23 protein-coding genes, 1 pseudogene and 1 riboswitch are annotated in these 21,329 nt (G+C 39.0%); of the genes and pseudogenes, 23 read left to right on the top strand and 1 reads right to left on the bottom strand.

Translation table 11 applies throughout. The annotated features are described in order from the left end of the window. The first annotated feature begins 31 nt into the window (after window positions 1-31). On the top strand, window positions 32-3,496 hold the full coding sequence (locus RCG22_RS18075; protein ID WP_308104061.1) for an OmpL47-type beta-barrel domain-containing protein: 3,465 nt from the start codon (window positions 32-34) through the stop codon (window positions 3,494-3,496). A 92-nt stretch (window positions 3,497-3,588) separates the two neighbouring features. On the opposite strand, the gene RCG22_RS18080 is transcribed toward RCG22_RS18075, so the two are convergent. After that, complete coding sequence (locus tag RCG22_RS18080) at window positions 3,589-4,260, bottom strand: glucosaminidase domain-containing protein (protein ID WP_308104062.1); 672 nt, start codon at window positions 4,258-4,260, stop codon at window positions 3,589-3,591. 155 nt (window positions 4,261-4,415) lie between these two features. On the opposite strand from RCG22_RS18080, the gene RCG22_RS18085 reads away from it, so the two are divergent. The 22 genes and pseudogenes from RCG22_RS18085 to flhB all read left to right on the top strand — a co-directional run bounded on the left by RCG22_RS18085 (window position 4,416) and on the right by flhB (window position 21,325). After that, complete coding sequence (locus RCG22_RS18085) at window positions 4,416-5,549, top strand: flagellar hook-length control protein FliK (RefSeq protein ID WP_308104063.1); 1,134 nt, start codon at window positions 4,416-4,418, stop codon at window positions 5,547-5,549. 16 nt (window positions 5,550-5,565) lie between these two features. Beyond that, complete coding sequence (locus tag RCG22_RS18090; RefSeq protein WP_308104064.1) at window positions 5,566-5,988, top strand: flagellar hook capping FlgD N-terminal domain-containing protein; 423 nt, start codon at window positions 5,566-5,568, stop codon at window positions 5,986-5,988. Between the two features lie 21 nt (window positions 5,989-6,009). Further along, a complete protein-coding gene (locus RCG22_RS18095; RefSeq protein WP_308104065.1) occupies window positions 6,010-6,900 on the top strand; it encodes a flagellar hook-basal body complex protein in 891 nt (296 codons plus the stop codon). A gap of 123 nt (window positions 6,901-7,023) precedes the next feature. Further along, window positions 7,024-7,947 (top strand): flagellar motor switch protein FliM, encoded by a 924-nt coding sequence (gene fliM, locus RCG22_RS18100; protein ID WP_308104066.1) that lies wholly within the window; start codon window positions 7,024-7,026, stop codon window positions 7,945-7,947. Window positions 7,948-8,053: 106 nt separating this feature from the next. Next, window positions 8,054-8,308, top strand: a pseudogene (gene fliN / locus RCG22_RS18105) (flagellar motor switch protein FliN); the annotation flags it as partial. A 138-nt stretch (window positions 8,309-8,446) separates the two neighbouring features. Further along, a complete protein-coding gene (gene fliD, locus RCG22_RS18110; protein ID WP_308104067.1) occupies window positions 8,447-10,006 on the top strand; it encodes a flagellar filament capping protein FliD in 1,560 nt (519 codons plus the stop codon). Between the two features lie 2 nt (window positions 10,007-10,008). Continuing rightward, a complete protein-coding gene (locus RCG22_RS18115; RefSeq protein ID WP_308104068.1) occupies window positions 10,009-10,365 on the top strand; it encodes a hypothetical protein in 357 nt (118 codons plus the stop codon). A gap of 17 nt (window positions 10,366-10,382) precedes the next feature. Beyond that, window positions 10,383-10,760 carry a flagellar export chaperone FliS gene (fliS, locus tag RCG22_RS18120; protein WP_308104069.1) on the top strand — a complete coding sequence of 126 codons (378 nt, stop codon included), beginning with the start codon at window positions 10,383-10,385 and terminating at the stop codon, window positions 10,758-10,760. Window positions 10,761-10,882: 122 nt separating this feature from the next. Beyond that, window positions 10,883-10,969: riboswitch (cyclic di-GMP riboswitch) on the top strand. A 101-nt stretch (window positions 10,970-11,070) separates the two neighbouring features. Beyond that, the gene (gene flgB / locus RCG22_RS18125) at window positions 11,071-11,451 is read left to right on the top strand and encodes a flagellar basal body rod protein FlgB (protein ID WP_308104070.1); all 381 of its coding nucleotides are present in this window, start codon (window positions 11,071-11,073) and stop codon (window positions 11,449-11,451) included. Between the two features lie 9 nt (window positions 11,452-11,460). After that, window positions 11,461-11,901, top strand: coding sequence for a flagellar basal body rod protein FlgC (flgC, locus tag RCG22_RS18130; RefSeq protein ID WP_098262828.1), 441 nt, complete (start codon window positions 11,461-11,463; stop codon window positions 11,899-11,901). A gap of 12 nt (window positions 11,902-11,913) precedes the next feature. Continuing rightward, a complete protein-coding gene (gene fliE / locus RCG22_RS18135; RefSeq protein WP_098262827.1) occupies window positions 11,914-12,213 on the top strand; it encodes a flagellar hook-basal body complex protein FliE in 300 nt (99 codons plus the stop codon). Between the two features lie 36 nt (window positions 12,214-12,249). Next, the gene (gene fliF, locus RCG22_RS18140; RefSeq protein WP_308104071.1) at window positions 12,250-13,881 is read left to right on the top strand and encodes a flagellar basal-body MS-ring/collar protein FliF; all 1,632 of its coding nucleotides are present in this window, start codon (window positions 12,250-12,252) and stop codon (window positions 13,879-13,881) included. Window position 13,882: 1 nt separating this feature from the next. After that, window positions 13,883-14,884 (top strand): flagellar motor switch protein FliG, encoded by a 1,002-nt coding sequence (gene fliG, locus RCG22_RS18145; protein ID WP_098262825.1) that lies wholly within the window; start codon window positions 13,883-13,885, stop codon window positions 14,882-14,884. After that, window positions 14,874-15,659 carry a FliH/SctL family protein gene (locus RCG22_RS18150; protein WP_308104073.1) on the top strand — a complete coding sequence of 262 codons (786 nt, stop codon included), beginning with the start codon at window positions 14,874-14,876 and terminating at the stop codon, window positions 15,657-15,659. Before fliG ends, RCG22_RS18150 begins: the two co-directional genes overlap by 11 nt. Further along, the gene (fliI, locus tag RCG22_RS18155) at window positions 15,646-16,965 is read left to right on the top strand and encodes a flagellar protein export ATPase FliI (protein WP_374049479.1); all 1,320 of its coding nucleotides are present in this window, start codon (window positions 15,646-15,648) and stop codon (window positions 16,963-16,965) included. Before RCG22_RS18150 ends, fliI begins: the two co-directional genes overlap by 14 nt. Beyond that, on the top strand, window positions 16,962-17,405 hold the full coding sequence (gene fliJ / locus RCG22_RS18160) for a flagellar export protein FliJ (RefSeq protein WP_308104075.1): 444 nt from the start codon (window positions 16,962-16,964) through the stop codon (window positions 17,403-17,405). The genes fliI and fliJ overlap by 4 nt, the downstream gene beginning before the upstream one ends. 33 nt (window positions 17,406-17,438) lie before the next feature. Then, a complete protein-coding gene (fliN, locus tag RCG22_RS18165; RefSeq protein WP_098262821.1) occupies window positions 17,439-17,780 on the top strand; it encodes a flagellar motor switch protein FliN in 342 nt (113 codons plus the stop codon). Window positions 17,781-17,791: 11 nt separating this feature from the next. Further along, window positions 17,792-18,388 carry a flagellar biosynthetic protein FliO gene (locus tag RCG22_RS18170; RefSeq protein WP_308104076.1) on the top strand — a complete coding sequence of 199 codons (597 nt, stop codon included), beginning with the start codon at window positions 17,792-17,794 and terminating at the stop codon, window positions 18,386-18,388. Between the two features lie 56 nt (window positions 18,389-18,444). Further along, window positions 18,445-19,149, top strand: a complete 705-nt coding sequence (fliP, locus tag RCG22_RS18175; protein ID WP_308104077.1) for a flagellar type III secretion system pore protein FliP — start codon at window positions 18,445-18,447, stop codon at window positions 19,147-19,149. Between the two features lie 17 nt (window positions 19,150-19,166). After that, window positions 19,167-19,436: a flagellar biosynthesis protein FliQ gene (fliQ, locus tag RCG22_RS18180; RefSeq protein WP_098262819.1), complete on the top strand. Its 270-nt coding sequence runs from the start codon at window positions 19,167-19,169 to the stop codon at window positions 19,434-19,436. A 9-nt stretch (window positions 19,437-19,445) separates the two neighbouring features. Beyond that, on the top strand, window positions 19,446-20,225 hold the full coding sequence (gene fliR / locus RCG22_RS18185) for a flagellar biosynthetic protein FliR (protein WP_308104078.1): 780 nt from the start codon (window positions 19,446-19,448) through the stop codon (window positions 20,223-20,225). After that, entirely contained in the window at window positions 20,222-21,325 is a 1,104-nt protein-coding gene (flhB, locus tag RCG22_RS18190; protein WP_308104079.1) for a flagellar biosynthesis protein FlhB, read from the top strand. The genes fliR and flhB overlap by 4 nt, the downstream gene beginning before the upstream one ends. The last annotated feature ends 4 nt before the right edge of the window (window positions 21,326-21,329 follow it).

Consider the following 21,329-nt stretch of genomic DNA (forward strand, 5'->3'; position numbering starts at 1 on the left):
TATGCTTCTACATTTTTTAGGAGGAATACGTATGCAAATTGTAAGAAGGAAGATTTCCTTTCTTGTGTTAGCGGTACTATTTTTACAGTTATTATCACCGATTACTTCAGCTTTTGCTGCAAGTAATTTAACCACCGCTCCTACAAATTTACGTTATTATCCTGATGGGATTGATAACTTTCTCTTAAGATGGGACGGGGTGACCGGTGCTAGTGGCTACCGTCTTTATGAAAAAGTGGGCGAAGAAAATGTCTTAAAAAAACAAACATCAAATCTCTATTTCTACCTTGCAAGTGTACCAGAAGGAACTCATACCTATACCGTGATCGCTTATAATAGTACGGGAGAGTCTCCGTTCTCAACATCTTTAAACGTTGAGATTAAATACCCTGATATGCAATCACCTAGCGGATTGACTTCAAGTATCGTCAACGGTAATGATGTCTCGTTAAAATGGAATGCAGTAGAATTCGCAACAACTTACAATGTTTTCGAAGTGAAAGATGGTCAGAGGGAATTACTTGCTTCATCAACAAAACCAAATCAATATTTTGCTAATGTTTCTGAAGGTGAACATGTTTATGAAATAACTTCATACAATTCCCAATACGGAGAATCAACACCAAGCTCTTTTGCTGTAAATGTTGTCTTTCCTGATATGGCAGCACCTACTGGCTTAACTGCTTATATTAATGATATTAATAATGTTTTGTTTAGATGGAATGCGGTTCCTTATGCTGAATCCTATAATGTATATCAAATTGTAGATGGAGCAAGGAAGTTTATTGCTACGACAACAGATACAAAACAGTATCTATCAAACTTGCCTGAGGGCGAAAATATTTATGAAGTGACTTCTTATAATTCTAAATATGGAGAATCGTTGGCAGGTAGCAAAAGCAAGTTTACGGTCTCTTATCCGGAAATACTTCCGCCACAAGAGGTTTATCCTTATTTTTATAATGGAAACGATCTTTTTCTCATGTGGTCTGCAGCAGGATATGCAGAACAGTATAAACTCTATCAATTGGTCGATGGTCAAAAAGAATTAGTTACGACTACTACCAATCGTTCACACTACTTCAGTAACCTTCCAGAAGGTGATTATACCTTTGAAATCGTTTCTGTCAGTAGCCGTTTTGGAGAATCCACTGCAAAAACTTACGACGTAACGGTTGAATTCCCGGAAATGCAGGCACCTAAAGCGTCAATCGATATGGATACTCCAACTAGTGCGGTAATTGGCTGGTCCTCTGTACCGTATGCAACAGAATACGAAGTCTATAAATTAGTAGATGGAGTACCTACATTAATTGGAACAATAACATCAACAAAAACATCTTACTATGTAAGTGATTTACCACAAGGTAAACACGAATATATGGTTCTAGCAAAATCCGACCGCTTCGGAAAATCTGGCTACTCTAATGTAGTTGTGGCAGAAGTAACACCAGTCCTACCTGCTCCAAAACCAAGCGCACCAGAAGTAAAAGATGATTCTGTCACTCTTACCTGGGAACCAGTGGAAGAAGCAGACAAATACAATGTCTACAAAGAAGTAGACGGAGAACGTGTATTAGTTGGAACTACTACGGAACCAACCATTACTGTAGATACTCCAAAAGAACAAGGCACTCATGAGTACTTAATCGTTCCTGTCACAAAAGATGGAGTAGAATCAATTGACTATGCAACGGTTGAAGTGGTGATCGACAAACCATCTGATGTCACAGCGCCAGTAACGGTTGCCGAACCAGCGGATGAAAAATGGTCAAAAGAGGATGTTTCCGTCAAGCTAACGGCAACAGACGATTTAAGTGGTGTGAAGAGCACCTTCTATTCTATTAACCATGCAGAGTTCGTCGAAGGTACACAATTAACACTCAATCTAGAAGGCATGAACACCGTTTCATTTTATAGCGTTGATAATGCTGGAAATGTTGAGGAAGTTAAGACAGTAGAAGTGAAAATCGACAAACAAGCGCCGGAAACGGTGATCAATGCGAGTGCCTATTGGTATAACAATAAGGTTAATTTAGAACTAACAGCAATCGATGATCTTTCTGGAGTAAAAGCCAGCTATTATTCAGTTGATAACGGAGCTTTTACAGAAGGAACGCAATTTAGCATCGAAGAATCAGGCATTCACACGGTTTCCTTCTACAGCGTTGACAATGTTGGCAATGTTGAGGAAGCAAGAACAGTTGAAGTGAAAATTGACAACCAAGCGCCAATAACTACTGCCGAGGTAAAAAATAATAGTTTGGTGGAATTAACAGCAACTGATGACCTTTCCGGAGTTCAAGCAACCTATTACTCCGTAAACGGTTCTGATTTTAAAGAAGGTACAAGCCTTGAGGTTACCCAAGCAGGAGTAAATAAAGTTACCTTCTACAGCATAGACAAAGCTGGAAACTATGAAGAACAGCAAACCATTGAAGTTGTAGTAGATAAAACGGCACCGGTCACTGTAAGTAATATTGAGGATCAATGGTACACCGAAACAGCGAACGTTGAACTGACAGCAACTGATGACCTAAGCGGAGTAAAAACAACATACTATTCTATCGATGGTGCTGACTTCACCGAAGGCACAAGCTTTACAATCGAAAAAGAAGGCACACACACAGTTACATTTTATAGTGTTGACAAAGTTGGTAACACAGAAGTAAAAAATACTGTAGAAGTAAAAGTAGATAAAACTGCTCCTACAACAGTAAGTAATATCGAGGATCAATGGTACACAGAAGATGTAAACGTTGAGCTTACTGCAAGTGATGAGCAAAGCGGTGTGACAGCAACCTACTATTCTATCGATGGTGCTGATTTTACCGAAGGCACAAGTTTTACAATCGAAAAAGAAGGCACACACACAGTTACATTTTATAGTGTTGACAATGCAGGCAACACAGAAGTAAAAAACACAGTCGAAGTAAAAGTAGACAAAACCGCTCCAACGATCAAAGCAGATTTCCCAACGGAATATGCGCTTGGATCAAGCTTCAACCTTAATTATGATGCAGCTGATAATCTTTCAGGCATTAAAGAAAGCTTTGTCGAAGTCAACGGTGTTAAGAACACAACAGGAAAAATCACCTTTGACAAACCTGGCGTGAATACAATTAAGATTACAGCTATAGACAATGCGGGATTAAAAACAGTTGTAGAAAAAAAGGTATCCACCTATATTCAAGCGAATATTGAAGTAACACCGAAAGTCATCAACGGTAACAAAGGAGACTTTACGGTTAGGGTAACATTACCTAAAGGCTACAGTTTTGATAATGTTGACTTAGCCACGGCAACCATTAATAAAGTTAACGCACTTAACGACAGCAAGGGCTTAGCAAATCAAGCGAAAAAAGGCCAATTTAAATTTAATCGTGAAGATTTTATTTGGGATGAGAAACAAGAACTATTAGTTTTCCATGCAATGGTTGATGGAGTTCTTGTCGTAGGAAGCACAACTGTCGATGTTATTAATAACCATAAATAATGAATCAATAAAGAGAGGATGTCCCATTGGGGCATCCTCTTACTATATTTTATTAAGAAAACGCCCAGCTGTCGATGGGCGCTTGCGCTTTCCTATACAAGGGTACCGAAGAAATTGTTTACGCCTTTTACCCAATGATTATTTAATCCAGTAGGGTCATTATTGGCGCCAACCGGTGCATATTTGCCACCTATTTTTGCAATGGAATCCAGTCCTTTATCTAAATAATTTTTCCGTAAATTTCTTGCCATATCATGAATACTTTCTGAGACGGAATCATAATGTCTTAGACCATTTTTACCCATCATACCGGCAATATTATTTTTCTCATAAACGGCCTGAGACTTGCCATTACCTGTTTCATGCATGGCGACTGAGGCTAATAAATTTGGATTAATATTAAATGCTTTGCCGGCTTCTATGAACTGTTCCCCGAGATTGCTTAATTTTCCTTTTAGCGTTGAATTCAATTTCTCTAAAGATACTTCTGAAAAATCCAAGCTTGTGGTCGAGTTTACTATATGGGAAAGGTCCTTGATGTTATCAAGAATTGGTGAGGTGCCAGCCCAAAAACTCCCATTTGATTGTTGAAGTTGAGAAGGAGTGGAGGATTCCCCTTCAAGTAACATCGCTTGTAAAATGGATTGAAAAAAATCACCGCTAGGAATTTGCTGATTTGCACTATTCATTGTTGGGAGATTGGTCGATATAGATAGTAGAGCTATATTTTTAAACCAATCTGAAGAAACGGGACTTATACTCATAGTTTACTGCTCCTGTCGTATGACTTCTTTTCTACTATTTTACACCTTTTCTAATATGAGGTAAATCCTATCGGAATACTTTGTTAAAAAAATTTAAAAAATAGACCCATACGCTTTTTTAATAATCAATCTCCACTCGAAAGGAGAAAAATATTGTGATTGCATCGGCTTCATTGATTCCTAGTCAACACAAAATATCCAATAAAACTAGCGGTACTAAACCGGATGATCAAACAGTCGGCTCATTTTTGGAGTTATTGAATGAGTTGAAAAAAGAACCAGAGCAGGATTCAAGTAAAAATCTCCTTGCCATGGTGGACCCGTTATTCAGTCCAATGAATGAGGATAGCACCGAATCTATTAAACTAGGAGAACAGGGGGATCATCAGGAAGAACAGACTAAAACCGAGCAACCGACAAGAGAAGATTTGATTTCTTTTATAAGTTTATTGTTCAAAACTGACATTGATTCAAATAATCCTACACATTCTCAATTTGAAAAAGAATTACAAAACATCAATCCAAGCAAGTCAACACCTGCTCGTTTAGAAAAAGAATTACATAAAACCAGTCAACAACTAGAAACCATCCCCCTTGAAAAAATGGCAAAGCTACTCGCGGAAGCGGCTATTCCAGTTAAAGAAGGTATTTCAACACCTCAACTTGGACAAAAGTCACTTGAGGATTCGCTCAAACCTAAGCAAAACGGAAATATGCCGGCACCTGATTTTGAATTTCAGCCAAAGTTCGAGGGAAAAGAAGTTATTTTTCAATCCGTTCACCCTAACGGCGCAGGCTCTGTTGCTGGTAAGAGTGAACAGGCACCGATCCCTAAGGGTTCTGTCCAGCAGTTTTTCTCGGAAGTCATCGAGTTAGTCAAGAATCATGCGAGCCTCAAAAAGGCATCAGAGTTCATGGAAGCGAAATTCTCGCTGACTCCTGAAAAGCTTGGGGAGATTGATGTGAAATTGTCCATTCATAAAGGACAAGTAGCTGCTCACTTTACCGCTGAAACACTCATTGGCAAAGAAACACTTGAATCGCAAATCTCTTTATTACGCACTTCGCTTCAGCAACAGGGGCTGAACGTAGATAAGATAGAGATTACCTTAGGCGGACAGGGATTACAGCATTCCTTTTCACAACAGGAAGAAAAATCACGGCAGGACCAATCCCAGCAACGATCTTCGAAAAAGAAAATCAATATCGAGGAGTTTTATCAAAGCCATTCAACGATCGAAGAATATAAGCAGAGTGGAATTGAAAACACGATTAATATTCTGGCCTAAAGAGGAGGAAAGCACGATGAACACAATTAACTCTTTAAATATGAATACAAGTACGAAATCAACCAAACAACAGAGCCAAGTAGATAAAGATCTTTTCCTGCAGATTCTAACTACCCAATTACGAAACCAAGATCCAACCCAGCCAATGGAAGACCGTGAAATGATTGCGCAAATGGCACAATTTAGTACACTTGAACAAATTTCTAACCTGAATCAAGCATTTAATCAATTTATCGATAGTCAACAAGTAGATATTAGCCGTTATTCTACTATGATGAATAAAGAAGTAACTTGGACCGATGATGTCACTGGCAAGCAAGAAAGTGGCGTTGTTAAAGGAATTATCAAAAAAGACGATCAATTCTATTATCAAGTGAATGATGAAGAGATTCCAGTTGGAAAGATAATTTCCGCTAAAGAAATAGCATCACAAAGCTAATAAACTCAGGAGGTAACAAACATGCTGCGTTCACTCAATTCAAGTGTATCTGGGATGAAGGGTTTCCAAAATAAATTAGATGTCATCGGTAATAATATTGCTAACGTTAATACAATCGGATATAAAAAAAGCCGGATTATCTTTCAAGATGTGCTAAGTCAAACAGTGCGGGGGGGTTCCACCGCTAATGCTAATTTAGGAGGAACCAATCCTGTTCAAATTGGCTTAGGGGTAAAGACAGCATCAGTTGATACCATCCATACACCGGGGAGCCCGACTACGACGAACCTATCTTCTGATTTATATATCGATGGAAATGGTTTCTTCGTCGTTCAAAACGACAGTGGGTCCAAATATCTGACAAGAGCAGGTAATTTTGATCGCGATGGTCTCGGTAATCTCGTTACTCCGCAAGGGTATAAAGTGATTGGTAAAGATGCTACTACTAACACTTTTGGACCAATTAACATCGATTCTACTAAGTATGTTTCCTACACAATCGATTTTAATGGGGTTATTAAAGGTGTAGAAGCCGATGGGACAACAAATGACATTGCTACGCTTGGTACGGTTGTGGTTTCCAATCCAGCCGGTTTGAAAAAAGTGGGCGGTTCTATGTATGAATTATCTGGGAATGCAGAAACGAATTATCAAGTGGATCTTGCCGGTAATTTTGTATTGGATGCGAATGGAGATAAAATTCCTGCAGTGCCAACGATTGATGGCTTAATGAATACACGGGATATTACCAAAGCCGGTCAAATTGTCTCCGGTCAGTTGGAAATGTCCAATGTCGATCTTTCAGAAGAGATTACCGAAATGATTATCGCTCAGCGTGCATTTCAGGCAAATGCCAAAGTTATTACTGTATCAGATTCTATTTTAGAAGAGTTAGTGAATTTAAAACGGTAATAGACTAGTAAAATTAAATGAGTAACAATAGTGCTAGACCATATTCAATTTTAAGTGTTAGTATTTAAAGGGAAAGTAAACTACTTTCCCTTTAAATGATTTTACGGCGGTGAGGAAAACACGATGACACTATATGAAAATACCAAAGACGTGAACGTTTATGATTTTAAAAAAGCACTCCGGTTATCAATGGAACAAGTGCGCGTGCTAACACGAATTCATGATAATTTTGCTTATCAACTGGCTTCCGCTATTTCAACACAATTAAGGACGATCGTCCAAGTGGACGTGTTGTCTGTTAATCAAATGATCTATGAAGAGTTTATTAAACAACTGCCAGCCTTCACTATATTAAATGTTTTTGAAACCCCGGAAAAAGGCCGAATGATTATGGAATTAAAGTCGCAGATGGCGTTTGGTATTATTGACCGCTTATTAGGCGGCCGGGATTTGCCTGTCATTTTGGAAGAAAAAACAACCTTAACACAAATCGAGAATAAAATTCTTCATAATCTTTTTGCGGGGTTTGTTGAAAATCTCCAAAAATCGTGGAAAGATTTAATGAATGTAAATTTGAAGGTTGTTGAGATTGAAACCAATCCACAATTTTTACAAGTAGCCATTCCCAATGAAACCGTCATTGTGATCGCATTCCAAATCAAAATCGGTGAAATCACGGAATTGATGCATATTTGCATTCCTTATATTATATTAGAACCATTCCTGCCCAAATTATCATCCTATCAATTATTCTCGACTCGTACTAAAACCAATAGTCCACAGGAATCAAATTTGTTAAAATCAAAACTGCAAGAGCTTGAAATTCCTGTCAGTGTAGAATTGGGGCGTTCAACCATCTCAATTGAAGAATTTCTATCGTTAAATGTGGGCGATATCGTTCAGCTCGAGCAGCTTTATGAGGAACCATTAAAAGCAATGGTTGGTAAAGATGTGAAGTTTTTAGTCAAGCCTGGTATGAAAAAGACGCGCCTAGCCGCAGAAATTGAAACTGTTTTTGAAAAAGAGGGTAAAAAAGATGAGTTATGATGGGAAAATTTCAAAAGAAGAATTAGCTGCCTTATTAGGCGAAAAACAAGAGGAAACAAAGCCGTTTTTATTTAAGGATTTGGAAGAACAACCTCTCAAAGACGGAGACGAGGAATCCGTCAATTTAAACCTTCTCATGGATATTAATCTAGAAGTAGTCGTTGAATTGGGGAGAACAAAAAAGAAAATAAACGAAATTTTAGAGCTGTCCCAAGGTTCGATTATTGAATTGGACCGTGTGTCAGGTGAACCAGTCGATTTATTAATCAACGGGAAAGTCGTCGCCAAAGGGGAAGTCGTCGTTATCGATGAATATTTTGGTGTCCGGATAACAAAGATTATTAGTAAGACGGTCAACTAATTATAAACAAGGGCTGATTCCATGTGAATCAGCCTTTTTCTATCGATGACAGTAACTTTATAAAATGCTTCAACGTTCTCTCCAAAAATGCCGTTATCCTTTACTAGATACCTTATAACGGGTTCGGAGGATGGTAGGATGATTACAAACAATCTTCGTTTTTCTGGTTTGGCATCAGGAATTGATACCGAATCATTAGTAAAAAAATTAATGGATGCGGAAAAAGTACAATTAAATAAAGTGATACAAAATAAGACGAAAACGGAATGGAAAGTCGATGCTTATCGAGAAGCCAATACGAAATTCCTAGATTTACGCACCTCGATGGAAACACTAAGACTTGAATCTACTTTTACAAAAAGTAAGCTGACTTCATCAGACAGCAGTAAGGTAGATGTCACTGTATCGGGGCTGCCGAGCAGAAGCGAGTATATCATTACTGATGTTAAGCCCTATCAACCTGGGACGCCTTCCTCTGTAAAATTCGCTGCCACAAGTCTAGCAAGTGAGACAAGTGAATTGGGAGCGGGGAACGGATTTCAATTTACTTTGAACGGTGAAACAATCGACCTAAACGCTCAGGATTCGATTCGCAGCTCGATCACTAAAATCAACGCCTTAGCTGACAAAACAGGCGTAACAGCAAGTTACTCAAGCGGTGATCAGGCGATTGTGTTTACCTCTAAAGATGCAGCGGGGAATATTAACATTGCCAATCTATCAAACAGCACGAATGTATTAAGGCTGGCAGAAGGAACTGTCAGTGAGATACAAAATGACTTTCCAGCAGGAAACCCAAGTGGTGCCAGTGGAAACTCGGCTATTAAGGCAATCGATGGAGAGGTAACCATTAACGGGACGAACCTGACGCTAAAGAATAATCAACTGAACTATGATGGAATTACCTTTACCATCAAATCTGAGATACCAGCGGGAAGCCAAGTCACGATTACGAAAAAAACAGATGTGGATGCGATCTTCGATAACATTAAAGGATTTGTCGACAAGTATAACGAGACCATTCAGACATTGCATGATAAGTTGGGTGAAAAGCGGTATAAAGACTTTGCGCCGCTATTAGATGATCAGAAAACAGACATGAAGGAAAAAGAAATTGAATTATGGGAAGGTAAGGCCAAGAGTGGTTTATTGCAAAGTGATCGCATCATCTCTTCGGCCCTCGATAAATTACGAACGACCATATACTCGAAGGTTAATGATATCGATGCGACAAAAATGAATACCCAATTTGATTCGCTTTCGGAAATCGGAATTACGGCGAGTTCCAATTACAAAGAAAATGGCAAGCTAGAAATCAATGAAACGAAGCTACGTGAAGCACTAGAAAACAATATCGAAGAGGTTTCATTATTATTTTCAAAAAAATATGACACAACGAAATCGACAAACAACACAGCTAATAATAAAGCGGAATTCGCTAATAGTGGGATTGGTTGGAGACTGTATGACCAACTTAATGAGACGATGAAGGAAATATCCAAGACAGCCGGTACGTCTAATGATGCGGTCCTTTCTAAATCATTAAGTCAGTTGGATACGCAAATCGATTCATGGCAGAAGAGATTGGAAGCGAAAGAGAATTATTATTGGAAACAATTTACAGCCATGGAGCAGGCCATTCAAAAATCTAATAGCCAAAGCGGATGGTTAACACAACAAATGGGTGGAGGGATGTAAGCTTGTATAAACAAAAGGAGGCATTACTCCAAAGGTATTACCAGCTTACAAACAAACTAATCAACGAAATGACGGAGAACGGTGTAGAAATTATTCAAGCTGCATTAAATGAACGTCAAGCGTGCATTCTGGAAATAAACCAAATGGATCAAGGTGCAGGCCAAATCCTGCTAAACCCGGCAATCGAAAAACAACTGTTACGAATTCATCCTTTGGAGGTAGAGCTTAAAAGGATGCTAGAGAGAGTACAGCAAAAGGTGCTATCCAATTTGCATGCGCTCAAAAAGGAAAAAACGATTAAACAATACGGGGAATCGACCTATGGTTCAAGTGGGTTATTTTATGACAAAAGAAAATAGAGCAAAGGTGGTCAAACATGTCTCTTCGCAATCCATACCAGGCATATGAGAACAATCAAGTGCTGTTCGCAAAGGGGGGAGAGCTAACCCTTCTTTTATATCAAGGGGCGATTAAATTTATTGAACAGGCAAAGCTGGCACTGGGGAAAAATGATCTTCAGCGAGCTGGTGATCGCATGATTAAAGCCCAGAACATCATCAGCGAGTTAATGGTGACTCTTAATATGGATATTGAAATTTCCAAGTCTTTACTCCTGCTTTATGACTATGTAAAGCAAAGATTAATTGATGCGAATCTTAATAAAGACGTAAAAATATTAAATGAAGTTCAAGGAATGCTAGTTGAATTGCTAGAAACTTGGACGGAAGCAATCAAAGTCGTTAGACCTACTTAACTGTGAATTTTTTGTTAAGTAGGTCTTTTTTCATTTTTTCCCCATTGTAATATATGAAAGTGCATTGTAATATAATAGTATTGGTAAAATTCGACCAATATCATCAGAAAACGACATTTATAATCCGATAATGGCAAACCTAGGGAAATCTAGGGACGCAAAGCTATAGGGGCTACCATCATTTTTGATCACGCCAGCCAGTTACCGAAGAGATATAGTTTATTTACTATGTACTATTCTTCGGAGTAGTACTTTTTTTTCGCAAAAAAATTGGGTTTATTTGCCAAGAATTAGAGAGAGGAGATTAAAAATGCTACAGAATATATCGGTTCTAAATCAGGCATTAGATGCTTCTGTGTTAAGGCACAATGCCATTTCTAATAATCTGGCTAATGTGGATACCCCAAATTATAAACCGCAAAAAGTAGTTTTTGAGGAACTATTGAAGGATGAACTAGCAAACTCTTCTTTTGTGGGAAAGTTGACGAACCCCAAGCATATTCCCATCGGCAATTCAGCAGCCAGACCCTATATCACCGAGCAACCTGTGGTGATGCAAAATAATGGGAACGGCGTAGATGTAGATCAAGAAATGACTAATTTAACGAAAAATTCGATTTGGTATCAGACATTAAGCTATCAGCTAGGCGAAGAATTTAATTTATTAAAAACAGCCATAAGGTCAAGGTAGGGATAAAATATGTCAATGTTTCAACCTTTAAACATTAGTTCTTCCGCATTAACAGCGGGGCGTATGAAAATGGATATTATTTCTTCCAATATTGCCAATGCTACAACCACTAGAGGGAAATTGGTGAATGGGGAATGGATTCCGTATCGAAGGAAAATGGTAGAGGTCGAACCGAGTGGGACCGCACCGTTTAGTCAATTTTTAAAAAATGAAGTGGGGGCGAATGGTGTCAAGGTGACAAGAATTACCGAAGACCAGACTCCTTTCCAACCTGTTTATGACCCTGCCCATCCAGATGCAAACAAGGATGGCTATGTCATGATGCCTAACGTGGATATCACCAAAGAGATGGTTGACCTAATGAGTGCCTCAAGAGCATATGAAGCCAATGTTACTGCATTTAATGTTGGAAAAACGATTTCGTTAAAAGCTTTAGATATTGGTAGATAAGGAGTTTAAATAATGAAAATAGATCAATTGATGATAAACCCATCACTTTTTATCGAAAAGAATCAACCTGTGAATGCTGCTTCACCTTCTAAAACATCCTTTTCACAAGCTTTAGGTGAGGCACTAAAGAGTGCAAACGAAACCATTATCCAATCCGAGAATATGTCAGAAAAAATTGCGACGGGCGAAATCAAGAATATTCATGATGTAACCATTGCTGCACAAAAGGCCCAAATTGCTTTGCAGTTAACTACTCAAGTAAGAGATAAAGTGGTGGAATCGTATCAAGAAATTATGAGAATGCAAGTATAATGAACGACTTAGTTTTACTAGGAAGTTAGGTGACCTATGAAAGAGAAACTCGGTGATGTTAAGGGGAAAATAGTTCAAGGCTGGAAAAATACCAGCAAGAAAAATAAATCCTTCTATATTGGTACCTTTATTACGTTAATAGCCATATTTTGCTTTATCTTTTTCTTTTTGTTAAAGACCAATTATGTACCTCTATATTCAAATAACTTAACTCAAAAAGAAATCGGTGAGATTAAGGCTGTTCTAGAAAAACAAGGGTTCACTGATTATAAGATTGCCAATAATGGCACACAAATCCTTGTTCCAAAAGAGAATGTTCCAGACCTTATCGTTAATTTAGCTTCAGAAGGTCTGCCGAAAAGCGGCCCGATTAGTTTCTCCGAACAAACTCAAAATTTGAAGTTTGGTGTAACGGAACAGGAATTAGATGTCATCGAACGAGAAACGATTCAAAAGCAATTAGCTAATTTGATGACAAAAATTAGCGGTGTTAAGAGCGCCGAAGTAATGATTACAATGCCAAAGGATAGTGTCTTTATTCGTTCGGAGAATGAAGATAAAGCCAGCGCCTCCATCATTGTTGACCTAGAACCAGGCACAGAATTAGAACAAGGACAAATTAAATCACTCTACTTCTTAGCCTCAAAGAGTATTCCAAATTTACCACAAGAGAATATTGTAATTTCCAACCAATACGGTCAACTGTTAACACTAGAAGATTCGGGTAGTGATTCCTCTTTTGTGGGGGTAGGCGACTATGAAAATCAAAGAAAAATTAAACAAAAAGTAGAGGCCGATATTCAGCGCAGTATACAACAGATGCTCGGTACGATGTTAGGACAGGATAAAGTATACGTTCAGACGTTTGCTAAGTTGAATTTTGATAAGGTCAAAACCCAGCAAAGTCTTGTGGAACCAATTACAAAGGACCCTAAAGACGGAACTGAGCAAGGAATCGCAGTTAGTGTGGAAGAGATATCCAAAACTTATAATGGTACGGGAGCATCCGCTGCTAGTGGGGTAAATGGGACAGGTACGGGTGATGTTCCGGCTTACGCAGGCAGCGGCGATGCCGGAAATAATAAGTATCAGGAAACCCAGAAAAAAGTAAACTACGAATTCAATCGGATTACAAAAGAAATCATCCAGAGTCCTTATACAATTGAAGATTTAACCATCAATGTCGGTGTCGAACCTCCCAATCCGAAAAATCCTTATTCGTTAACACAGGCAACTCAGGATAATATTCGAAGCATCATCTCGAATGTGGTGCGTACGGCAATTGATACGAACAATACAAAAACAGCATCAGATTTAAATAATCGAATTACAATCTTCCCAAGAGAATTTACAGGAAAAACGGATGTAGTTACCCCAAAAGAAACGGGGATAGAAAAACAATCCTTGTGGAATTATCTCTTAATTGGTGCGGCAGCATTGGCTTTACTGATAATTGGATTCCTTTTCATGAAATGGATGAAACGGAAAAAGGATGAAGATCTTGATCCCTTTTCCGAATACTTGGAAGCCAAAAAGATTAACGAATTTGAAGAGGATGCTAATAAAAAGAAATCCGTCCAAAATGAAATTAATCAATTAGCTGGTAAGAATACCGAAGAATTTGTTGATCTGCTGCGCTACTGGTTAAAGGAAGATAAGGAGGGGTAATATGCGCAAGTTAACGGGACTTCAAAAAGTGGCGATCCTTTTGGTTTCTTTAGGAAAAGAAGGTTCTTCTACGGTCTATAAACATTTGAAAGAAGATGAAGTGGAGTTATTAACAAAAGAAATTGCCAATCTTCAATGGATTGATTCAAGTGTAAAAGAAGAAGTTTTAGATGAATTTTATACGATGGCAACGGATAAAAACGTCGTTTCCAAAGGCGGCGAACATTTTGCCAAGGATTTACTTGCCTTATCATTTGGAGAAGAGAAGGCAAAGGAAATGCTCCATCGCTCTTCAGAGAAAAATCAAAAGAAGCCGTTTTACTTTGCTCATCGGGCCGAACCCGTTCAAATTTTAAACCTTTTACAATATGAAAATACCCAAACGATTGCACTTGTTTTATCTTATTTGGATTCGCAAAAATCATCGGCTATTCTTTCTTCTTTTCCAGCAGAAAAGCAAACGGATATAGCCACAAAAATTGCGCTCATGGACACCGTTTCTCCAGAAGTGATTCGACAGGTGGAAGAAGTTCTGCAAGAAAAACTGGCAACCACCTCGTCACATGATTATACAGTAAACAATGGAATTGATAACATCGTCAATATTTTAACAAGCGTTGACCGCGGGACAGAAAAACATATCTTAGAAGCCTTATCGGAGCAAAGCCCAAACTTGGCAGAGGAAATCAAAGGAAAGATGTTTATCTTTGAAGATATTGCTTTCTTAGATCATTATTCCATTCAACGTATTCTCCGCGATGTTGACAGTGAAGACTTGTATTTAGCTTTAAAAATTGCCAGTGAAGATTTAAAAGAAGTAATCTATAAAAATATCTCAAAAAGACGGGCGGAATTACTTGAAGAACAAGGGAAATATGATAAGCCTGTCCGACTCAAAGAAGCAGAAGAAGCTCAAGGCCGGATTGTAAGAATCGTTCGTAAGCTGGAAGAAGAAGGCTCGATTCTGATTGAGAGAAGAGGTGGAGAGGCCGTTGTCGTCTAAGATTTTCAAGTCTACCACGATCTCTCCTGTCATCGAAGCTATGTTGTTATTGTCAAAGAAAAGAGGAAATGATGATACGACTGATTGCATCCAGTCAAGTCAATCCGCTGAAGAACTTCTATTAAGTGCCGAACAACAAGCAGCTGCCATTCTGAAGAGTGCAAAAGAGCAAAGTCTACTAGAAAAAGAACAAGCAGTATCCGAGCTTGAGAACTGGAAACGGATCCAGCAAGAGAAAGTGATGCAAGACCTTGAAGATATCAAACAGCAGGGCTTTCGCGCGGGGTTCGAACAAGGGAAGCAGGAAGCAGAGAGTGAATACACCTCTAAAATACAGTTGTCTCAAGAACTATTAACTAAGGCTTATCAAGATAAAAAAGAAATTATTAATGAATCTGAGCCATTTGTTATCGACTTAGCGGTCCAAATTGCATCTAAAATTATTCAAAAGGAACTTGATTCTAAACCGGAAGTATTGATTGAGATGATTAAACAAAACCTCGTCTATTCCAATGAACGCTCGATGATTTCAATCTGTGTAAGTCCGGAAGATTTTACATTCGTCCAAAATCAGCGCAATCAATTACTTGAATCGCTGGAGGGACAGGTCGAAGTGAAAATTTTACCGGAGCATTCGATTGAAAAAGGCGGCTGTGTCATTCGCACTTCGTATGGAAGTATTGACGCTCGATTGGATGTACAGCTGAAAGAAATAAAGCAGGCATTACTGAAAACATTACAGGATGATTCGTATGAAAAAAATGCTGGAGATTGATAAATATTTACATACCCTACAGACGATTAATCCGATCAAAATTAATGGAAAGGTCACCCAGGTCATCGGTCTTACCATTGAATCACAAGGTCCTGACGTCAAGATGGGCGAGGTTTGTCAAATCTATCCTGCTACGAATGAGCCCCCATTAGAAGCAGAGGTGGTCGGCTTTAAAGGGAATCGAGTGCTGTTGATGCCATTAGGAGAAATTGTTTCGATTGGTCCAGGCTGTGAGGTGGTTGCCACGGGCAAACCGTTAACCGTTAAGGTGGGAATGGATCTACTTGGGAAGGTTTTAGATGGTTTAGGCAAACCAATGGATGAAAGCCCGCTCCCCTCTGGATTAGTTGAAGTAGTTACGAATAACAATCCACCTAATCCCTTAAAACGGCCAAGAATTCACCAGCCCTTGAATGTGGGGGTCCGCTCGATTGATGGGCTGTTAACAGTTGGCAGAGGCCAAAGGGTCGGAATATTCGCAGGGAGCGGTGTTGGAAAAAGCACGCTGCTAGGGATGATTGCGAGAAACACCAGTGCGGATGTTAACGTCATTGGCCTCATTGGAGAACGCGGCAGAGAAGTACTTGATTTTATCGAAAGAGATTTAGGAAAAGAAGGGTTGAAAAAGTCTGTCGTTGTCGTGGCCACTAGTGACCAGCCGGCCTTAGTTAGGATTAAAGGGGCGATTATCGCCACAACGATTGCAGAATTCTTCAGGGATCAAGGCTTGAGTGTCAATTTAATGATTGATTCCGTTACCCGTTACGCGATGGCGCAAAGAGAAATTGGCCTTGCGATCGGGGAACCGCCAACAACAAAGGGGTATACTCCTTCTGTTTTCGCGATGCTGCCAAAGCTGTTAGAAAGGGCAGGGACTGGGCCTAAGGGTGAAATTACCGCGTTTTATACGGTCTTAGTTGACGGCGATGATATGAATGAACCAATCGCTGATACGGTAAGAGGAATCTTGGATGGACATATTGTATTAGATCGGAAATTAGCCCACCAAGGCCACTTTCCATCGATTAATATTCTAAATAGCGTAAGCCGCGTAATGAAAGATATTACGGCATTGGAACATATTCAGGCGGCGGAGAAAATCAAACAGTTCATGGCTGTCTATCAAGAAGCTGAGGACTTAATCAAAATTGGTGCTTATAAACAAGGGGCAAACCCAGAAATTGATTTATCCATTAAATATAAGGGCTGGATCGACACCTTCTTAAAACAAGGAGTCAATGAACCATCCCAACTAGAGCATTCCATTCAAACAATGATTGAACAATTTGGGGAGATGGTTAAATGAGTTTTCAATTTCGGTTTGAAAAAATCTTGACGATGAAAGAAAAAGAAACGGAGTCGGCATTTCATGAAATGAATGTCATTAAAACAATAAAAGAAACAGCCGAACATCAATTACTACAATTGCTTGAAAAAAAAGACAGCTATATACAAGACTACCAAACGATGATGCGAAATTCTCTTCGAGTGACAGACATCCAAGAAAAAGAGCAGTATATCCATTTCTTAAATAAGCAAATTGATCGAGCTAGAAAAAAAGTGAACGAACTTACCCAAGAGTTTCATTTGAAAAATAATCTGTTATTGGCTAAAAACCAAGAAGAAAAGATTTGGAGTTCCTGGCGGGAAAAATCCTTAGAGGAATATACCGAAAAAATAAATAGAGAAGAACAAAATCAATTAGATGAAATGGCGGTGCTCCGCTATTTTCACAAAAACTACTAACAATCTGGCTAAAAAAGAGAGTGCGAACTAAACATGAATGATAAGCAGTCAAAAAGAATCCAAACGGTCCAATTTGCCCCGTTATCCGAGGGAGTTAAATCATCAAATTCTAGTAAAGAATTAAACTCCATTGAAGATGTGAATCTCCAATTAATTGTCGAACTAGGTAAAACGAATATGAAGGTCAGGGACATTCTGAAAATTAAACCCGGCGTGATTATATCCGTCGATAAATTAGCTGGGGAGCATGTGGATGTGGTCATTAACGAATCAGCTGTGGCCGAAGCGGAAGTGGTCGTCGTGGATGAAAAATTTGCGATTCGCATCACGGATATCGTTTCTAAGCAAGAACGCGAAGAAAGAATGAACGATTAGAGGTGTGCAGATTGAAGAATATCCATCTAAAGATCACCTTAGTTTTCGGTTTCCTTTTACTGTTTTCTTCGTTTTCACATCATCAAGCGGCCTATGCTAAGGAGGGCAATACCGTTTATGATGCCTATCAAACGGGTAAAGGCCAAAAAAATACGGTTGCTACCCAGGGAACACCTTCAGCAGGGGAAAAGAATTCGCTTGTACCTGAAGTTCTGAAATTTATTTTTTCGTTTGCCGCAATTATCATTCTATTACTCTTGTGTTTAAAATTTCTGAAAGCCAAATCGAAGCAAATGACTTCGCAGGGCCCCATGTATACGATGGGCGGCCATTCATTAGGTGGGAATCGCTCCCTGCAATTAATGATGATTGGCACAACACTGTATATCTTAGGAGTCGGCAATGATGTTCAACTGCTTCGGACCATCGAACCCGGAGAAGAACAAGATTTGATTTTGCAATCACTTGTAGTAGAAGCAGAAAAAAAGCAACTACCTAAACTTTTTCCTTTTAAAAAGAAACAGACAGAGGATTGGGAACAAACCTTTCTGTCGCAAATGAACCAGGTTCATTCAACCAGTATTCCAATCAACAAGTTAAAAGACTAACAAAGATGGCGGAGATTCAGTTGCTAAAAAAAATATGTATCCTATTACCTTTTCTTATGTTGAGCTTTTATGATGTTAGTTTTGCCGCCTTTGATGCGACCATACCCGGTGTGAATTTGAGTAGTTCGGAGCCGGGAGGCGTGTCCACATCCATCAAAATCATGCTTCTCTTAACGATTCTTTCTGTGGCCCCGTCCATTCTGCTGCTGATGACTTCGTTTACGAGAATTGTGATTGTCTTATCGTTTGTGCGAACATCACTGGGCACACAGCAAATGCCGCCTAACCAGGTCATCATTGGTCTGTCGCTGTTCCTCACGATGTTTATTATGGGCCCCGTCTTTTCTGATATTAACAAAGAGGCCTATCAGCCGTTTATGGATGGGAAATTGACTCAGGAACAAGCACTTGATACGGCCGCAAAGCCAATCAAAGAATTTATGGCCAAGCACACAAGGGAAAAAGACTTAAACTTATTTCTCGATTATTCGAAGCAGAAAAAGCCAGAAACAATCGATGATATTCCCTTACATGTGTTAGTTCCAGCCTATTCGATCAGTGAGCTAAAAACGGCTTTTCAAATGGGATTTATGATTTTTCTCCCTTTTTTAATCATTGATATGATTGTGTCCAGCATTTTAATGGCCATGGGGATGATGATGCTGCCACCTGTTCTGATCAGTTTACCATTTAAAATATTGTTATTCATTTTAGTAGATGGCTGGCATTTAATTGTTAAATCCTTACTTACCAGCTTTTAAATAAGAGAGGTACGATCATGACACCGGAAATGGTTATTGAAATTTCGAAGCAAAGTGTTTATGTCACAGGTCTTGTCGCTGCGCCTATTTTAATACTTGCTTTAGCAGTGGGTTTAATTATTAGTATTTTTCAAGCGGTTACCCAAATCCAAGAGCAAACACTCGTGTTTGTTCCAAAAATGATTGCCGTTTTTATTGGTTTATTGGTTTTTGGACCGTGGATGTTAAGGCAGTTATTAAACTTTACGGAACAAATCTTTGGCAATCTGTCACAGTTTGTAGGGTAACTTACAGTGATGGACTGGTTAAATGAATTACCTGTTTTTCTACTTATCATGGTTCGGATGGCTTGTTTTTTTATGACGGTTCCGATTTTTATGTCGAGATCCATTCCAGCATCTTTTAAAATTGGACTCTCTTTTTTCTTGGCGGTTATTGTCACCATTTCAACCGAGCAAGCTGAGATTCACGCCTTTTCAGCAGGATTCATCCTCCTCATTATGAAGGAAGCAATGATCGGATTAGGTCTCGGCTTCATTGCCTCTATTCTTTTTTATGCGATTCAATTAGCCGGAACCTTGATTGATCTTCAAAGTGGTTTTGCGATGGGAGCAGTGTTCGACCCTCAGGCTGGAACAAACGCCAATTTATCGGGAAGGTTTAAAAACGCCTTGGCGACACTGTTTCTATTATCGCTCGATGGTCACCATTTAATCATCCAAGGTGTACTTGAAAGCTATCAATGGATTCCGGTGGATGCGCTGGTGCCTGCCTTAATCGATGGCAGCATCTCAACGTTCTTACTAGAAACGTTTAAAAGCTCGTTTGAAATAGCGTTTTTACTGGCATCACCGATTGTGTTTACGTTATTTTTGGTTGATTTAGTGCTTGGCATCATTGGAAAAACATCACCGCAAATCAATCTGATGGTCGTCGGCTTTTCAGTGAAAATTGGTGTCTATTATCTTGTTTTATTATTAGCGCTACCAGGCTTTTTCCTGTTGCTTCATCGTTTGTTTGCACAGATGTTTGAAGCTGTCGGTCATATGATTCAAATTATGGGAGCATCTATATGAGGGGAAACAGTGACAGCCGCTTTTTACTAACATTAGATTTACAATTTTTCGCGGAGGAAAAAACAGAAAAAGCGACGCCGCAGAAGAGAAGGGAATCGAGAAGAAAAGGCCAAGTAGCCAAGAGTGCTGAGGTAGCTTCATCCTTGATGCTAGTGTCATTTTTTCTATTCTTGCTCTATTATGGCAAATACTTTGCGACGAACATTCTAGTTTTGTTTCAAAATATTTTTTCTTCCTATTTATTACTAGATTTATCTGCAGCGAGTACACATAAGCTGTTCGTCGATTTATCGCTGCTTACTATAAAAATTGTCTTGCCGATTTTAGCCATGTTGTTTGTTGTTGGCTTATTGTCAAATTACCTGCAGTTTGGTTTTTTATTGACCACGGAAAATTTAAAATTTGATTTTAAAAAAATTAATCCGCTTGAAGGGGCGAAACGGATTTTATCGGCCCGGTCGCTTGTGGACTTACTTAAAAATATTTTGAAGATTGTCCTCATTGGCGGGATGGCCTATTTTTTACTTAAAAAGGAAATAGGAACCTTTTTGCACCTTTCCCAAATGGGGATTAGGCAAATTATTGATTACCTTTTTACGATTATCATTAAAGTCGGAGTGTTTACCTCAGGCGTATATGTGGTTTTAGGAGCAGCTGATTTTCTTTATCAAAAATATGACCATGAGAAGAAAATGAAGATGTCATTAAAGGAAATAAAAGATGAACATAAAAAAAGTGAAGGTGATCCCTTGGTCAAGGGGAAAATCAAGGAATTGCAACGAGCGATGTCGTTAAACCGAATGATGTCGGATGTGCCAAAGGCAGATGTTATCATCACGAACCCCACCCACTATGCGATTGCGATTATGTATGATGCCAATGATACAAGGGCACCAGTGGTGATCGCAAAGGGTGTTGACTTTATGGCGCAAAAAATAAAAGAAATTGGAAAAGAAAATGGGATTATTTTATCTGAAAATAGGCCGTTAGCCCGGGCCTTGTATGCAAATGTGGAGATTGGTCAGGAGATTCCCGAGGAATTGTTTAAAGCAGTCGCTGAAATCCTCGCCTATGTTTATCGTTTAAAAGGAAAGTTCTAAGTCG

This window comes from Neobacillus nitrireducens, from assembly GCF_030915405.1.
In the GTDB taxonomy this organism is placed as follows: Bacteria; Bacillota; Bacilli; order Bacillales; family Cytobacillaceae; genus Neobacillus.

Coding starts and splice junctions, on each gene's coding strand:
- fliN (WP_098262821.1), top strand. CDS start 17,439: ATGAATGATAAGCAGTCAAAAAGAATCCAAACGGTCCAATTTGCCCCG.
- flgB (WP_308104070.1), top strand. CDS start 11,071: ATGCTACAGAATATATCGGTTCTAAATCAGGCATTAGATGCTTCTGTG.
- fliF (WP_308104071.1), top strand. CDS start 12,250: ATGAAAGAGAAACTCGGTGATGTTAAGGGGAAAATAGTTCAAGGCTGG.
- fliM (WP_308104066.1), top strand. CDS start 7,024: ATGACACTATATGAAAATACCAAAGACGTGAACGTTTATGATTTTAAA.
- fliP (WP_308104077.1), top strand. CDS start 18,445: ATGTTGAGCTTTTATGATGTTAGTTTTGCCGCCTTTGATGCGACCATA.
- fliJ (WP_308104075.1), top strand. CDS start 16,962: ATGAGTTTTCAATTTCGGTTTGAAAAAATCTTGACGATGAAAGAAAAA.
- fliQ (WP_098262819.1), top strand. CDS start 19,167: ATGACACCGGAAATGGTTATTGAAATTTCGAAGCAAAGTGTTTATGTC.
- RCG22_RS18090 (WP_308104064.1), top strand. CDS start 5,566: ATGAACACAATTAACTCTTTAAATATGAATACAAGTACGAAATCAACC.
- flgC (WP_098262828.1), top strand. CDS start 11,461: ATGTCAATGTTTCAACCTTTAAACATTAGTTCTTCCGCATTAACAGCG.
- flhB (WP_308104079.1), top strand. CDS start 20,222: ATGAGGGGAAACAGTGACAGCCGCTTTTTACTAACATTAGATTTACAA.
- fliG (WP_098262825.1), top strand. CDS start 13,883: ATGCGCAAGTTAACGGGACTTCAAAAAGTGGCGATCCTTTTGGTTTCT.
- fliR (WP_308104078.1), top strand. CDS start 19,446: ATGGACTGGTTAAATGAATTACCTGTTTTTCTACTTATCATGGTTCGG.
- fliD (WP_308104067.1), top strand. CDS start 8,447: ATGATTACAAACAATCTTCGTTTTTCTGGTTTGGCATCAGGAATTGAT.
- RCG22_RS18095 (WP_308104065.1), top strand. CDS start 6,010: ATGCTGCGTTCACTCAATTCAAGTGTATCTGGGATGAAGGGTTTCCAA.
- fliE (WP_098262827.1), top strand. CDS start 11,914: ATGAAAATAGATCAATTGATGATAAACCCATCACTTTTTATCGAAAAG.
- fliI (WP_374049479.1), top strand. CDS start 15,646: ATGCTGGAGATTGATAAATATTTACATACCCTACAGACGATTAATCCG.
- RCG22_RS18080 (WP_308104062.1), bottom strand. CDS start 4,260: ATGAGTATAAGTCCCGTTTCTTCAGATTGGTTTAAAAATATAGCTCTA.
- fliS (WP_308104069.1), top strand. CDS start 10,383: ATGTCTCTTCGCAATCCATACCAGGCATATGAGAACAATCAAGTGCTG.
- RCG22_RS18075 (WP_308104061.1), top strand. CDS start 32: ATGCAAATTGTAAGAAGGAAGATTTCCTTTCTTGTGTTAGCGGTACTA.